The organism is Nodularia sp. UHCC 0506 (assembly GCF_034931045.1).
Lineage (GTDB): Bacteria > Cyanobacteriota > Cyanobacteriia > Cyanobacteriales > Nostocaceae > Nodularia.
Genome location: NZ_JAYGHH010000001.1, coordinates 355,039 through 369,132, shown reverse-complemented (window position 1 = coordinate 369,132; position 14,094 = coordinate 355,039). Strand labels below are relative to the sequence as shown.

The following is a 14,094-nucleotide window of genomic DNA, read 5'->3' as shown; positions in this document are numbered from 1 at the left end:
GAGAACGAATCTCCAAATTGTTTATAAGTACAGGTCTGTTTATAGATAAATTTTTTACATTTATCTGTATGCAGACAGTTTACCAGATTGTCAATCTAGTTTACAAATTTTTACTGACTCTCATAATTATAAACACAAATTGTTAATTTTTCCACTAAATTCTTGATTTAGTCATTGGTCATTGGGAATTCATCTTCTCCCCCCTGCACCCTGCCCCCTGCCCCCTGCCTCTTTCTTCTCCCTCTAATCCCCAATTCTTAATCTCCTAACGTTAAAATGAGTCCTACAGTTCTGTTTGACTAATCCTAAATGTTTACCATTGATTTAAGTATCAAAAATACTGCCTTTCCCGTATCAGTGCAACGTAAGTCGGCTGAAGATGCTGAGGCGATCTATCAGCTGATTTTGGCAGCTATGCGCTCTGGCAACCCGGACATTGTGGAACTTAAGTGTGAAGGTAAGACAGAAAAGAAAATAGCTGTTCGTTCTAGCGAAATTTCTGGAGTACAGATTGTTCAAAAAGATGGTGCAACTACTAGTGGCGGTAGACCACCAGGCTTTTTTGCAGTCACAGCCGAATAACTAAGGGATAAAAATGTCAGAAGTTGGCATTAAGGTGAAGGATTTAGATTTTAGTTGGCCTAGTGGGGCGAAGGCAATCCAATCTTGCTCTCTAGAAGTACCTGTGGGTGAATTTTGGATGCTTTTGGGTACAAATGGCAGTGGTAAATCTACATTACTCCGACTACTGGCCGGGCTATTAGCTCCTCAGTCCGGTGAAATTAAGGTTTTAGAACCCGTTGGCTTTGTGTTTCAAAATCCTGATCATCAACTGGTAATGCCAACTGTTGGTGCTGACGTGGCTTTTGGACTGGTGGATGAAAAGTTACCGCCTGCTACGGTGAGGGCGAGGGTTGAGGAGGCGCTAGGTTCGGTGAATTTGTCTACCTTGCAATTACGCCCAATCTATGCTTTGAGTGGGGGACAAAAACAACGTGTGGCGATCGCAGGTGCGATCGCTCGGCGTTGCGAAATCCTATTATTAGATGAACCCACAGCTTTACTCGATCCTGATAGCCAATTGGACTTGGTGGCTGGTGTCCGTCGCTTAGTCAAAAGTCGGGGAATTACAGCCCTGTGGGTAACTCATCGCCTAGATGAGTTGAATTATTGTGACGGCGCTTTCTTGTTAGAAAAAGGCCGTTTGATCGATAAGGGTGAACCTCAACGTCTTAAACAACGTTTGATGACAATGGATGATGGATCTGCTTAAACGCCCATTTTCTATCATCCTTTTTTTGAATAATTACTAACAATTGGGACGCGTCTAAATCAGGCGCGTTTCTATTTGGGCAAGGTTTTTTCAGTCAAATTCTGTTAGGGCAAACGCATTTTTTACTGCTTTGTAACATAGAGTTACAGACAATACTTCAATTACTATGAAAATTATGAATGAATTTTGTTAACTCTAGATAACTGTGATTAAAAACCATGCCTCGTTCCTTACTCCAAGCTGTCTTGTTAGTAGACGGCTACAATATAATCGGTGCTTGGCCTTGCCTGAAAAAAACCCGTGATCATGCCGGATTAGAGGCAGCACGCTGGGAATTAGTCGAAGCAATGACTAGCTACAGTTCTTTTCAAGGTTATGAAACCGAAATAGTTTTTGATGCCCAATATCATAAAGCTTCTAGCAATAAAGAAGTTATTACAGAACTCTTATCAGTTCATTACACTGATTTTGGGCAAACGGCAGACACCTATATTGAAAAATCATGTGCATCTCTGCGCTATGAAAGGGCGCAATCTTTGATTCATCGCGTGATTGTGGCTACCTCAGACCGCGCACAGCAGCTAATGGTGCAGGGCTATGGTGCTGAATGGTTGTCGGCACAGCAATTATGTGGTGAGGTAGAAACTACAGTTTGTCGGATGAGACATAAATATCAAAAGCGCAATCAATCCAAAGGTAGGTTCTTAGCCAACTCTATTGATGCTAAAGCCCGGCAGCGACTGACTGAATTACGAATGGGATTACAGTAGCCCCTAAGATATAAAAGTCTGAAACCATTCGCCGGAAAGCGTTTTGGCTATAATGTTATGGGAATTAAATCTCTGCTTAAAAAAAAGTTTAAAAAAAGACTTGCCAAATCTTATATTTAGTCTTAAGATGTTTAATTGTGAGCGTTCCTCAGTAGCTCAGTGGTAGAGCGATCGACTGTTAATCGATTGGTCGCTGGTTCGAATCCAGCCTGGGGAGTTTAATTAAATAATCTCAAGAAGTCTGAAGCCTAGAGGACACAGAAACCAGCTTCGGGCTTTTTGCTTTTATGGTATTTTGATGAGCGATCGCCTGTGGGATTCTAAGATTTGACTGACATAACATGGGCGGGTATCTTTGCCCTCCCCCACAAGAGTTTTATCTAATTTACACCTGCAAACTAGACCACTAAACACCAGATAACAGAAGCATAATTGCGTATAATGCTATGCTTTTAAGCGATCGCACTTAAATTATTAAAATTAGGGTATAGCTTTTACATGACTTCTGGGGCATTGCCTGCGAATCCTTTTGTAGCTGCGGGGATGATTGAAGACCCCAAGCTGTTTGTCGGTCGTAAAGATGAGTTACGCGCGATCGCATCTCGAATGAGTGGTGTCCAGCCGACAAGTATTAATATTGTCGGTGACAAGCGAATTGGTAAATCTTCGTTGCTGTATCACTACTTTTTGACTTGGGAACAGCGAGTACAAGACCCAAGTCGTTATGTCGTCATTTACCTCTCCCTTCAAAATGTGCCATGTCAGCGAGAGGAAAATTTTTATTTAGCAGTGGCGCGGGAATTGTTGAAATTTTCCACTGTGGCGACAAATTCAGCTTTAAGTGACCCTTTGAACGTTAGACCCCTTGACCGTGCAGCTTTTTCAGATGCGATCAAAGAATGGAAACAGCAAGGAATATTACCAGTTCTTTGCTTGGATGATTTTAAGACTTTGTTTGGTAACAAGAACGAATTTAATGATGATTTTTATAATAATCTGCGCTCTTTGATGGATAGCAGTAGTTTGATGCTAATCATGGCTTCACAGCAAAAACTGGATGTTTACAGCAAAAGGCAACAGTTGACTTCTGATTTCTTCAATTTGGGTCATGTAATCAAGTTGCGTGAACTTAAAGAAGAAGAGGTCAAAGATTTGTTACGTCTACCTGCTAGCACTGTTAATGGTGCTGCACCAGCTTTGAGTCTTGATGAACAGCGCCTGAGTCAGCAACTGGCTGGAAGTCATCCTTTTTTACTGCAAATAGCAGGGAGTTTAGTATGTGAGGCGCGTCAGCATGGATATGATGAAAATTGGGTGAAAACTCGCTTTGCTGATGAATCTCGCCGTTTACCAAAGTCTAAACTAGGTTCTCGCCGATGGTGGCATCAGGTGCGCTGGTTAGTTTGGGATTTGCCCGTGCGCTTGGGTAAGATGACCAAATTTATTGGTGGAACTGTGGACGATATCAGCAGCTGGATTATCGGTTTAGTCATCCTGCTTTTACCGGTTTTGGTTTTGGTGGGTGTGTTGCACTGGTATGAAGTTTGGGATTTTATCCGTGACCAGTTGGGGATAAAGTAGCCATGAGCAACAACTCTGCAAAATCAGGCTTTTGGGCTTATGTGGCTGAATGTGGACGCTTACTTTATTGGATTTACTTCAAGCCTTTTACCTTTGAAAATTGGTTGCGTGACATCCATCCAGGACTTAAACCGAAAGATAACCCTTTTGATAAGCGGGCTGAGTTTCTCACAAATCCTCAGTTGCGTCGGTATGCTAGGCAGGTTTGGTGGCTTACTGCCATAGTCCCAATATTGGCTGTCTTATTAGTTGCACCAATTTACACTCTGACTAGTGGTGAATCATTTAACTGGTTCAGAAGTTGTGCTTTTTTGGCAGGCTGGTTTTTAGGAAAGGTTTTAGACCGTGGCGATAATAAGAATCGAGTTGTTATCCTTCTGATTGCAGCATTATTTAACATAATTTTACCCGCTCAATTTTTATCAGGCCTGACGGTATTCGTGGGGTTAGGTATATTGTCCATTGTGGGGGTAGGTGTGGTGGGAGGTGTGGCTATAGGTGTGGGGCTAGGCGTGTGGTTAGGCGTAGTAGGAAGTTGGGCAGGAGCTGTGGCGATAGGCGTTGCGGGAAGTTTGGCGGTAGGTGTTTCAGTTTCAGTAAGCATGGTGATAGGCGTGGTGGTAGCCTTGGAGGTAGCGGTGGTGTCCACCTTGGCAGGAGGCTTGGCATTCGGCTTGGCGTTTGGCTTGTCCTGGATTTTGGGTGTATTGCGAGTTTACTTCTGGCTACCAGAATTACTGTGGACACTCATGCTCTTTTTGTCTTCTGCCAATGGAAAACGGGTAAATTGTTTACGATATCTACCACCTCGCTTTGATGAACTGATTATTTTGCCTCTGCCTTTTATGGAGCAGATAATTGTAGAGGCTTATCAAGAGAACCCAGCAGCAGCCCGTGAGACTATTAATTACCTGACTAGTTCTACCAATCAGCAAAAAGTTGCTGCAAGAGCAATTGCTGGGATTGCTATAGATAGTCTCAATCGTTGTCAAAGGTTGAGTGATATAGTAGACATTGCCAAGCAATTGGCTTGGATTCCCTCACCACCACCAAAAGAACTTGGCACGGTTTTTCCTCAATTTTTAGATATTAGCCAGGATGTCAGGGCATCACAGGAAGCTACTTCGCCTTATCGTCAGTATGAGTTACTCAATACTCCCATAAGTGCATTACAAGAAATTTCCCAGAGTCTTGCTTTTGGTAAAAATACTTTCATAGCTACTAATTTTGGTAGCATTGTGCAACGCTGGCTGACAATTTTGGAGACGGCACGGCGAACTTTAGAGGAAACAGCAAAACAATCACAAGAAATCCGACAAGTTTATATTGCTGGTAATTCCCTAGACCCCGCAACAGCCAAGGATCGCTTCAAAGGGAGAATTGATATATTTCGAGAAATCGAAACTTTGGCAGTTTCCGAATCACCACCAATATTGTTACTCTATGGTGGACGCAGAACCGGAAAAACCTCAGCGCTGAAATATCTACCCCACAGAATCGGCGCAAACATTGTACCTTTGCTCGTGGACGTACAGGGAGCAGCATCAGCGACAACATTGAAAGGGTTTGCAGAAAACTTAGCTAGACAAATGAGCGAAGCCGCAAGGCAATTACCCCGAAAATTATCCTTACCTCAAATCAAAGCCAGCAAATTAGCTGAAGATCCATTTCCAGCGCTGCAAACTTGGCTCACAGAAATAGAAGGCAAATATTCCAATAAGCAATTTCTTCTCTGTTTTGATGAATATGAGCGACTGAGTGAGGTGGTGAAAGCAACAAATAGCCGTGCGCCTCTCAATTTTATTCGTAACCTGCTGCAACACCAAAAAAAATGGATTTTGCTGTTCAGTGGTTCCCACCAGCTATCTGAACTTGATGATTATTGGAGTGATTATTTAATTAACACCCGCGCCTTGCAGATGAGTTTCTTGCAAAAATCAGAAGCACGTGAGTTGATTTTACAGCCTGTGGAAGATTTCCCCAACATCTATGAACTAACTGCTGTAGATGCAATTATTAAACTTACTCACTGTCAACCTTATCTCGTCCAGTTGGTATGTTACGAGTTGGTGGAGTTACTCAACCGGGATATTAGAAGAAATCAGCGACAAGCAAATACAGCCCAAGCCACCGCACAGGACGTACAAACAATTATTCCCACAGTGCTTGAGCGAGGTGATCAGTATTTCCGCGAATTATGGACAAGTTTAGAAGATAGTGACCGCAATTTACTGCGGCGAGTAATTCAAGGCGAAACTCCCACACAGCAAGATAAAGGAGTTGTGCGAAAACTTGCACGCAAAGAAATTTTGACTCAAGAAGGCAATGCCTTTCAAGTCCCTTTGGTGCAAAGATTTGTAGAACAGTTGCTAGAAGATGAGTGATTCTCACTTCCATATCTTGCTCAAACTGATTTTATGTATGAAATATGACGCTGACTAGCGGTAGAAATGCTAAGAGAAAACTATGCCAAAATCGATAGTTAATTTCTGCTGTGGGTTCTGGTGGTGCTAATAAAGCTTCTATTCTCTGTTCTAAACGGTTACTTCCACTAGCCCCTAAAGCCGCACAACAAATGTCTGATGATACACTGCTGTTACTGACCACCATCAGCAATGACTCTGCTAATAGCAAAGGGTCTACCTGTGAAGCTGCGTAGCTGTCAGCACGTAATTCACGCAAAGCTAAGAGTTCTTCCCACAAAGAATCTGTATTGGGTAGCCAACTGGTACAAGCACGTACCCAACCCAGCCAGAAAAACCAAAATGTGTCTCGGTAATGGTAGTGTCCTTGTTCATGGGCTAAAACACTATCTACATGGGCAGGAGACAGGGTTTGTAGCAATCCTTGACTAACTACTAATTCTGGATGCCAAAAGCCTATTTGACCCGCAAAGGGCGCGTCTGTGTTCAGTAATCTAACTTGTCTACCCTGAATATTTACTAGGGGAGATTTACGGGCAGATTCTACAGATTGGCAACCTTGGCAGGCTAGAGTAATGCACAAAACTGCAAAAAATCCTAGCAGAATTAATGCTAGTTCATAACTCCACCAGCCAGTGTGTATTCCGCCCATTTTGCCTTGAGGCCCCATGAATAACACTGCGATCGCCGTCATAAAAATTAACAATGGGGGGAAGAGAAATAAAAATAGCGATCGCCGCCATCGGATATCCCAATTACCTTGGAGATGATTCCCAGAGTGTCTTAAACTCCAAGCAACTGTGATCGCAGTCAAAATCATCATCAGATGCATGATTATTGTTCCTCCCTGGCTTGGCGTGCGGCTTGAATGCGTTGAGCGATCGCTTCTAGTTGGTCACTGGCTGCTGCATCTAGACTATCAGCAAAGGCAGCGATCACATCAGGATTACCCACGGCGAGAAATTTCTGTAACTGGTCATGCGCCTTAATTACCTGTGCTTGCTGCTTTGTCAGCTTTGGTAGCCAATAAAATGCCCGTCCTTGTTTATTACAAGCTAACCAACCTTTATCAGTGAGGCGACGTAAAACTGTAGTTACAGAAGTGTAAGCGAGTTCCCGATTGGGGTCTGAGAGAATGCGATCGTGTACATCTTTAACTGTAGCTGAACCCAGTTCCCAGATGATATTCAAAATTTCTGCTTCCAAGGGGCCTACAGACATTTGTTTCGGACGGTAGTCAGGTAAAGGTGCCATATTGATTTTGTAACGAATTGTAGAGGTGGGATCTGTGGATTGCCAAGATTTCCTCCCTATTTTGCCAAGTCCCAGAGGATTAAAACCTTTTATGCTGGGATTTATTCTGTTTTCAGATTACCTTTGTTTGCCTACGCTGGCATCAATTTTGCAACCATATATAAAAAATACTCTGGTCTAAGGATAAGAAATACTCCGAATGTAACTGTGATTCTGGTGAATGACACCCATTAGAATGTAATCTCGGCAATAGTATTTAAAGCAGGTTTATCCACCGCGTGAAGCTATTCATATACCACACTCCGGAATTAACTCCTATCGGCAAAACTCCAGACTGCGCGATCGCGGTTGATGTTTTGCGGGCTACTAGCACTATAGCGACTGTTTTGGCATCTGGTGGCGAAGCTGTGCAAGTCTTCAGCGATTTAGAACAACTGATTGCAGTTAGCGAAAAATGGCCACCGGAAAAACGACTCCGAGCTGGAGAACGCGGCGGTGCTAAAGTTGCTGACTTTGATTTAGGTAATTCTCCCCTTGACTGCACACGGGAAGTAGTTGAAGGACGACGATTATTTATCAGTACCACCAATGGAACTCGCGCCTTACAACGGATAGAAAACTCCCCCAATGTACTGGCCGCAGCTTTGATTAATCGGGCGGCGGTGGTGCAGTATCTCCTGGATAAACAACCAGAGACTGTGTGGATTGTCGGTTCTGGTTGGGAAGGCACTTTTTCTTTAGAAGATACAGTTTGTGCTGGGGCGATCGCTCATAGTCTGGCAGAGAAGTCCCAATTTTCTCAAGACGAATTAGCTGGTAATGATGAGGTAATTAGTGCGATCGCGCTTTACTCACAATGGCAAAATGACTTATTGGGATTATTTCACCAAGCCAGCCACGGCAAAAGGTTGTTACGTCTGGAATCACACGAAGATTTAAAATATTGCGCTCAAACCGATATTTTAGATGTCTTGCCCATACAGCAAGAACTGGGGGTTTTGAAAAGTCAGTAGCTAAAAATTCTGTTTCTGTTTGAATATACCCTTTTCTAGACGAAAAACTGGAGAGGGGTATATTGCTCGCCTTTAAGCAGATATCTCTTGTGAGGGCTGGAAGCGTGCTAAAAAGACGTAACGGAAAAAATCAGATTTTTGCTCCTCTACAATTTCCACCAACCCAGGGACGGTAGAATAGGTCTTATTTCTTAACCTCAACAAAAAATTTATGACAATGCCTTCTACTCTGCAACGTGCATTTGCTGACCGTAACGTTTTGAAAGTTATTAGCGGCTTGAATAACTTTAATCGCGATCCCGTGGCTGCTACGATTAAAGCTGCTGAACTAGGTGGTGCTACCTTTGTCGATATCGCCGCCGATGCTGCTTTAGTGCAGATGGCGAAAAAATTGATCAATTTACCAGTTTGTGTTTCAGCAGTTGAACCAGAAAAGTTTGTTGCAGCTGTCAACGCTGGTGCTGATTTAATTGAAATCGGTAACTTTGATAGTTTTTACGCCCAAGGACGCAAATTTGAAGCTGAGGAAGTTTTAGCCCTAACTCACCAAACCCGTGCCTTGCTGCCAAAAATCACCTTATCTGTAACTGTTCCTCACATCCTGGAACTAGACCAACAAGTGCAATTAGCGGAAGAATTAGTAAAAGCTGGCGCAGATATTATTCAAACCGAAGGTGGTACAAGTAGCCAGCCCGTACATTCTGGTAGCTGGGGATTAATTGAAAAAGCAGCCCCCACCTTAGCCGCAGCTTATGAAATTGCTCGCGTAGTTTCCGTTCCTGTACTGTGTGCCTCTGGTATTTCTAGCGTCACCGCACCTTTAGCGATCGCCTCTGGTGCAGCTGGTGTTGGTGTTGGTTCTGCGATTAATCAACTCAACAGCGAAGTAGCGATGATTGCAGCTGTACGTGGATTAGTTGAAGCTTTAGCTATTGCTAACAGTAGAGCGATCGCTTAGGGAACACCAACAAATCAATTCCCCACTCAAAAACTGTAGTGGATTGAAACAACTAATTTGGTGCATAAACATCAATATTGTGGGGTGGGCTTCTAGCCCGCCCAGAACAGGCAAGATGCCTGTTCCACAAGAAAAACATAATGCCCTATTTAGCTATGTCAATCCATTAAAAATTGAGCATTGATTATTTCCCACAACTCCCTAATTTCTTAACCCAAACTATCTTTCAAAGCATAAATTACCTGATCTTGCTGTTCATGTGTCAGTTCTGGGAACATGGGTAAAGATAGAACTTCGTGACAAGCTAACTCGGCTACTGGTAATTGTCCTGGCTGATAACCTAAACTTTGATAAACGGGTTGTAAATGTAAGGGCTGGGGATAGTACACCATTGAACTTACTCCCTGTGCTTGCAGTTGACTACGCACAGACTCTCGGTGAGTGGCACTAGCACCATTTTTTCCCTCAGTTAAGACGCGAATGGTATATTGATTCCAGACACTCATCCCACCAGCTAATTCTTTTGGTGCAACAATACCGGGAATTTGACTGAGAAACTGCTGATAATAAGCGGCGATCGCCCGTCGTTGATTATTCCAAATATCTAGATAACGCAATTTAATTTGCAGAATAGCGGCTTGCAGACTATCCAAGCGACTATTGACACCAACTTCTTCGTAATAATAGCGATTTTTCTGCCCATGTTCCTTGAGTACCCGCATTTTTGCCGCCAATTCAGGATCATTAGTGGTAATCGCTCCACCATCGCCACAACCACCTAAATTCTTGGTAGGATAAAAACTAAAGCAACCAATATGTCCTATGCTGCCGACTTTTTGATTGTTCCAACTTGCACCTGTAGCTTGAGCGCAATCTTCAATGACGGCTAAATTATGCCTGTTAGCGATCGCCATCAGTGCTGTCATATCCACAGGTTGTCCAAATAAATGAACCGGAATAATCGCTTTAGTTTTAGGGGTAATGGCTGCGGCTATTTGCTGCAAATCAATATTAAAAGTATCAGTGTCAATATCAACAAAAATTGGTTTTGCACCCACAGCACTAATAACTTCAGCTGTGGCGACAAAGGTAAAAGGTGTAGTAATCACTTCATCACCGACACCAATATCCAAAGCCCGTAAAGCTAAGTACAGTGCATCAGTCCCAGAGTTACAAGCTATACAATTACTTGCACTATGATAGGCAGCGAACTGTTGCTCAAAACTTTCAACTAAAGGGCCGCCAATATAACGCCCAGAAGCCAAAACTTCTAAAACGGCTGCACTCACTTCTGCTTCAATAGTGGCGTATTGTTGCTTAATATCAAAGGCAGGAATAGAATTTACACTTTGGATCATGAGTTTTTATTTTATCTGAACATACAAAGGATGCTCTGCGACTGCCAATTTTTGCTGTTTGAATTTTTGTCAAAAAGCTTTACAAAGACTGTCGCCCCGAATACGCATCTAAATTGGGTTTTTACTGTAATTATTTTATGCTTAAGGATACCATTGGTTGGTAGAAAATTTGATGTATGTCAACTAAGATCCCTGTCTGGGAATTAAAGTTCCAAGTTGTTTGATTCTGAAAACTGGGAGTGGGGAGTGAGAAGAAATATTTTCATATTTTTTTGTGAGCAGGAAATGGAGAATTGATGCAGGATTTAATCAAGCTGGATTTTGTTGATTTAGCTATTGCTGTGGGATTGATGGCGATCGCCATTGGTTTATCTGCCTGGGAAAAGTTAGGACTAGAATTAAACTTAGTGATCGCTACAGGCAGAACCATCTTACAACTACTCGTATTAGGATACGTTTTAGACTTCATCTTTGCTTTAGACAATGTTTGGGGAGTGTTGGCGATTTTAGCAGTAATTTTAACGGTTGTAGCCATTGTTGCCAAAAATCGGATCAGTCCCAAAATTCCCCTAGTTTTACCCTTGGTATGGGGAGCAATTTTAATTAGTACTGCTTTGACGGTTCTGTATGCTAATTTCTTAATTATTCAACCAGACAGATGGTATGAACCCCGTTATGTAATTCCTCTAGCCGGGATAGTATTAGGCAATGCCATGAATGCAGCTGCGATCGCTGGGGAACGTCTTGTAAGTACGATGAATGCTCAATCTGTGGAAATAGAAACACACTTAAGCTTAGGTGCAACTCCCCAGCAAGCAGTCAGTCAGTACCGCAAAGAAGCCATTAGAGCCGCATTTCTCCCGACTCTCAATCAAATGACCCTTGTAGGTATGGTGGCGATTCCCGGAATTACCACCGGACAGTTACTAGCGGGAATTAGACCTCTTGATGCTGTTTCCTACGAAATTTTAATTATCTTCATGGTTGCGATCGCTAATTTGCTGACAACTATATTAGTGACCAGAGGATTGTACCGTCAGTTTTTCAATTCCGCCGCCCAGTTAGTCAGGTGAGCCATAAAGAGGCAGGGGTGCAGGGGGCAGGGTGCAGGGGGCAGGGTGCAGGGGGGAGAAGAAGGGAACTTCCGACTAATGACCAATGACCAATGACTAATGTCCTAAAATAGAAATTGATGTTCCCCAACAGTTACAGTGTCTGAATCTTTGCCAATCCGTGACCGCTATCTGACTTTTATTGATGAAATTATTGAATCCACCCTCAAGGGCAAAATTAGCTCTGTAGAGATGGTGTATCAAATGCTGCAAAAAAATATAATTTCAGGGACGGGGGAAGTCTTTGAATTAGTTTTGAGCGATCGCCTCAGTAACATTCAAAGCCAAGTGGATGGTGAAACCGATGAACTCAAGCAAGCCAAAGCCAACCGGAAATTAAGAGCGATTAAAACCATTCACAGCCAATGGCAGAGATATTCTCAGCAAAATCAAGCTACAGAAGCGATCGCCTCAGCCGTTAGAGAAATTACTACAGCTGCTAAAGATGAACGTCTGACCATATTTTTACGAGTTATCGACCCCAATCAAAAGCACCCGCCAAATACACAACAACTACAACAGTTAGCCCAAGGTTTACAACAATTTGCTCAAGTAGATGGTGATTTACAGGAAATATCCCAGGGAATTACCCGTGGTTTAAGCACTTGGCAAGGACTACAAGACCACTTGGTAAGCTGGATGTATGAGAAAAATCAACAATTGGGTTTTGGTGGCGTTCCTGGAGAAAGTGGCCCCTGGGCAACTTGGGCAAAAAAAGTTAAAAGTGATGTCCCTCAATCCCTGCTTCGCGCCTTCGCAATGGGAGAGTCTGCGATTGAATTTGCCGAAAAACAAAGCAGTATTACCCTGAGTGACTGGGTAGAAGTAGCATTAATGTTACAGTACCTGCAACGGGGTTTAGTCAACTGGTTCGACCAACAAGCCTACAACGTCCAAGCCGGCTCAAAAATGTCAATTTCCACATTCTTGACCTTTGCAGTGATTTGGAGTCAGTTAGCTAGTGGTTTTCAAAGTAGGGCAGCATACAGTAATGGCTGTTCTCAAATTATGCTCCAGATTTTACGCACCTTTGCCCAACGTCCATATTTTCCCTTGTATGGTGGCATTTTTGCCTCTTTTGCCGGCAACTCTTTACGGGATGCTTTAGATTATCTCGATGAACCATTAAGAAAAGTTGAGGGAACCCAGGAAAAAGCCAGAATCCTCACACTGTTAGGTTATTCACAGCGTGCATTAGGACAATATCAGCGTTCAATTCATTTTCATCAGCAAGCCTTGGAGATAGCGAGAAATGCAGGCGATCGCCCCTGTGAACTTGCCAATCTCAACCACCTCAGCCGCACGTATGTACAAGAAAAAAATTATACTGAGGCGATAAATAATAGTCAACGGGCATTAATGCTGAGTCGTCAAGCCGGGGAACGCACAGCCGAAGCCAATGCCTTGGTAAACTTAGGTTACAGCGAAGTCATGCAGGCGCAAAAGCTGGAACAAGTAGAAACAGAAGTCTATGAATCAGCTATTAACTATTTAGAACAAGGATTAAAGTTATCAGAACAATTAGGAGATATTCAAAGTAAAGCTTTATGTTTTAGTAGCTTAGGTATTGCCTATTTAGTGATAGGTCAATCATCAGCCGCAATTCCCTATTTAGAAAATGGGTTTAAAACAGCCCAAGTCGCCGGAGACTTATATCTTCAAGGGCGCAACTTAGCTTATTTATCTGAAGCTTATTATAATTTACAAAATTCCGAAAAAGCGATTTATACAGGTGGTTTAGGAATGTATTTGTTAGAGCAAATTGCCTCTAATGAATGGCGACAATCAGCAGGTTTATTAACCATTTTACAAGGACAAATGGGAGCAGAAGCCTTCCAAACTTTATTACAACAACATCGCCCGAAAATGATTGCGATTATTGGTGTAGATGGATATGATTACATTCCCAAATTGTTAGAAATCTACAAAGAAAGTATGTAATTCCCATTACACCAAATCTGAAAAATTACAGCAGTAGGGTGTGTTATCGAGGAGAGTACGGCATCAAGACCACAGAAGACGGTGCGTTAGGCTAAAGCCATAACACACCCTACATATACTTAGATTTTTTCAATAATCAAATCGGATTTCTATCTGAAAAATTACAGCAGTCGTCGCAATTCTGCAACTGTATTTGCTGTAATAATTGCTCGTAAAATCAATTTTAAACGTTCTAAATCCGATATTTCGACAATTTGCGGCATTAATTCCAAGCCATCGCTACCAAATTTGGCTTCTAAGCTAGTTTCAATGCTAAAAGTTATTCCTTGTCGTTGTCCACGTGTTTCACCACGTGCTTCACCCTCGCGTAATATTTCTTGATACCAAGGCGACTCATGTAACACAGCCATA

The 14,094-nt window shown here is 42.6% G+C and carries 12 protein-coding genes, 1 tRNA gene and 1 pseudogene; 10 read left to right on the top strand and 4 right to left on the bottom strand.

The window, feature by feature from the left end; all coding sequences use genetic code 11:
* The first annotated feature begins 309 nt into the window (after positions 1 to 309).
* From VB654_RS01645 to VB654_RS01620, 6 genes are all read left to right on the top strand, one after another.
* On the top strand, positions 310 to 582 hold the full coding sequence (locus tag VB654_RS01645; RefSeq protein WP_194003768.1) for a hypothetical protein: 273 nt from the start codon (positions 310 to 312) through the stop codon (positions 580 to 582).
* A 13-nt stretch (positions 583 to 595) separates the two neighbouring features.
* Positions 596 to 1,273: an ABC transporter ATP-binding protein gene (locus VB654_RS01640; protein ID WP_323211592.1), complete on the top strand. Its 678-nt coding sequence runs from the start codon at positions 596 to 598 to the stop codon at positions 1,271 to 1,273.
* A 218-nt stretch (positions 1,274 to 1,491) separates the two neighbouring features.
* Positions 1,492 to 2,043: an NYN domain-containing protein gene (locus VB654_RS01635; RefSeq protein ID WP_323211591.1), complete on the top strand. Its 552-nt coding sequence runs from the start codon at positions 1,492 to 1,494 to the stop codon at positions 2,041 to 2,043.
* 145 nt (positions 2,044 to 2,188) lie between these two features.
* A tRNA-Asn gene (locus tag VB654_RS01630) sits at positions 2,189 to 2,260 on the top strand.
* A gap of 281 nt (positions 2,261 to 2,541) precedes the next feature.
* Positions 2,542 to 3,624, top strand: coding sequence for an ATP-binding protein (locus tag VB654_RS01625; protein WP_323211589.1), 1,083 nt, complete (start codon positions 2,542 to 2,544; stop codon positions 3,622 to 3,624).
* Between the two features lie 2 nt (positions 3,625 to 3,626).
* Positions 3,627 to 6,008 (top strand): AAA family ATPase, encoded by a 2,382-nt coding sequence (locus tag VB654_RS01620; protein WP_323211588.1) that lies wholly within the window; start codon positions 3,627 to 3,629, stop codon positions 6,006 to 6,008.
* 31 nt (positions 6,009 to 6,039) lie between these two features.
* On the opposite strand, the gene VB654_RS01615 is transcribed toward VB654_RS01620, so the two are convergent.
* Both VB654_RS01615 and VB654_RS01610 read right to left on the bottom strand, forming a co-directional pair.
* Entirely contained in the window at positions 6,040 to 6,879 is an 840-nt protein-coding gene (locus VB654_RS01615) for a M56 family metallopeptidase (RefSeq protein ID WP_323211587.1), read from the bottom strand.
* A gap of 2 nt (positions 6,880 to 6,881) precedes the next feature.
* Positions 6,882 to 7,301 (bottom strand): BlaI/MecI/CopY family transcriptional regulator, encoded by a 420-nt coding sequence (locus VB654_RS01610; protein WP_063873241.1) that lies wholly within the window; start codon positions 7,299 to 7,301, stop codon positions 6,882 to 6,884.
* A 278-nt stretch (positions 7,302 to 7,579) separates the two neighbouring features.
* Between VB654_RS01610 and VB654_RS01605 the strand changes: the two genes are divergently transcribed.
* Both VB654_RS01605 and VB654_RS01600 read left to right on the top strand, forming a co-directional pair.
* Positions 7,580 to 8,314 (top strand): 2-phosphosulfolactate phosphatase family protein, encoded by a 735-nt coding sequence (locus VB654_RS01605; RefSeq protein WP_323211585.1) that lies wholly within the window; start codon positions 7,580 to 7,582, stop codon positions 8,312 to 8,314.
* A gap of 211 nt (positions 8,315 to 8,525) precedes the next feature.
* Complete coding sequence (locus tag VB654_RS01600) at positions 8,526 to 9,272, top strand: DUF561 domain-containing protein (RefSeq protein WP_323211583.1); 747 nt, start codon at positions 8,526 to 8,528, stop codon at positions 9,270 to 9,272.
* 209 nt (positions 9,273 to 9,481) lie between these two features.
* Here the strand turns inward: VB654_RS01600 and VB654_RS01595 are convergent, their stop codons facing one another.
* Complete coding sequence (locus VB654_RS01595) at positions 9,482 to 10,630, bottom strand: DegT/DnrJ/EryC1/StrS family aminotransferase (RefSeq protein WP_323211582.1); 1,149 nt, start codon at positions 10,628 to 10,630, stop codon at positions 9,482 to 9,484.
* Between the two features lie 296 nt (positions 10,631 to 10,926).
* Here VB654_RS01595 and VB654_RS01590 point away from each other — a divergent pair, with 296 nt between their 5' ends.
* Positions 10,927 to 11,703, top strand: a complete 777-nt coding sequence (locus VB654_RS01590) for an ABC transporter permease (RefSeq protein WP_323211581.1) — start codon at positions 10,927 to 10,929, stop codon at positions 11,701 to 11,703.
* A 138-nt stretch (positions 11,704 to 11,841) separates the two neighbouring features.
* Complete coding sequence (locus VB654_RS01585; RefSeq protein WP_323211580.1) at positions 11,842 to 13,683, top strand: tetratricopeptide repeat protein; 1,842 nt, start codon at positions 11,842 to 11,844, stop codon at positions 13,681 to 13,683.
* Between the two features lie 161 nt (positions 13,684 to 13,844).
* Here the strand turns inward: VB654_RS01585 and VB654_RS01580 are convergent.
* Positions 13,845 to 14,094 (bottom strand): annotated as a pseudogene (locus VB654_RS01580) (transposase); the annotation flags it as partial.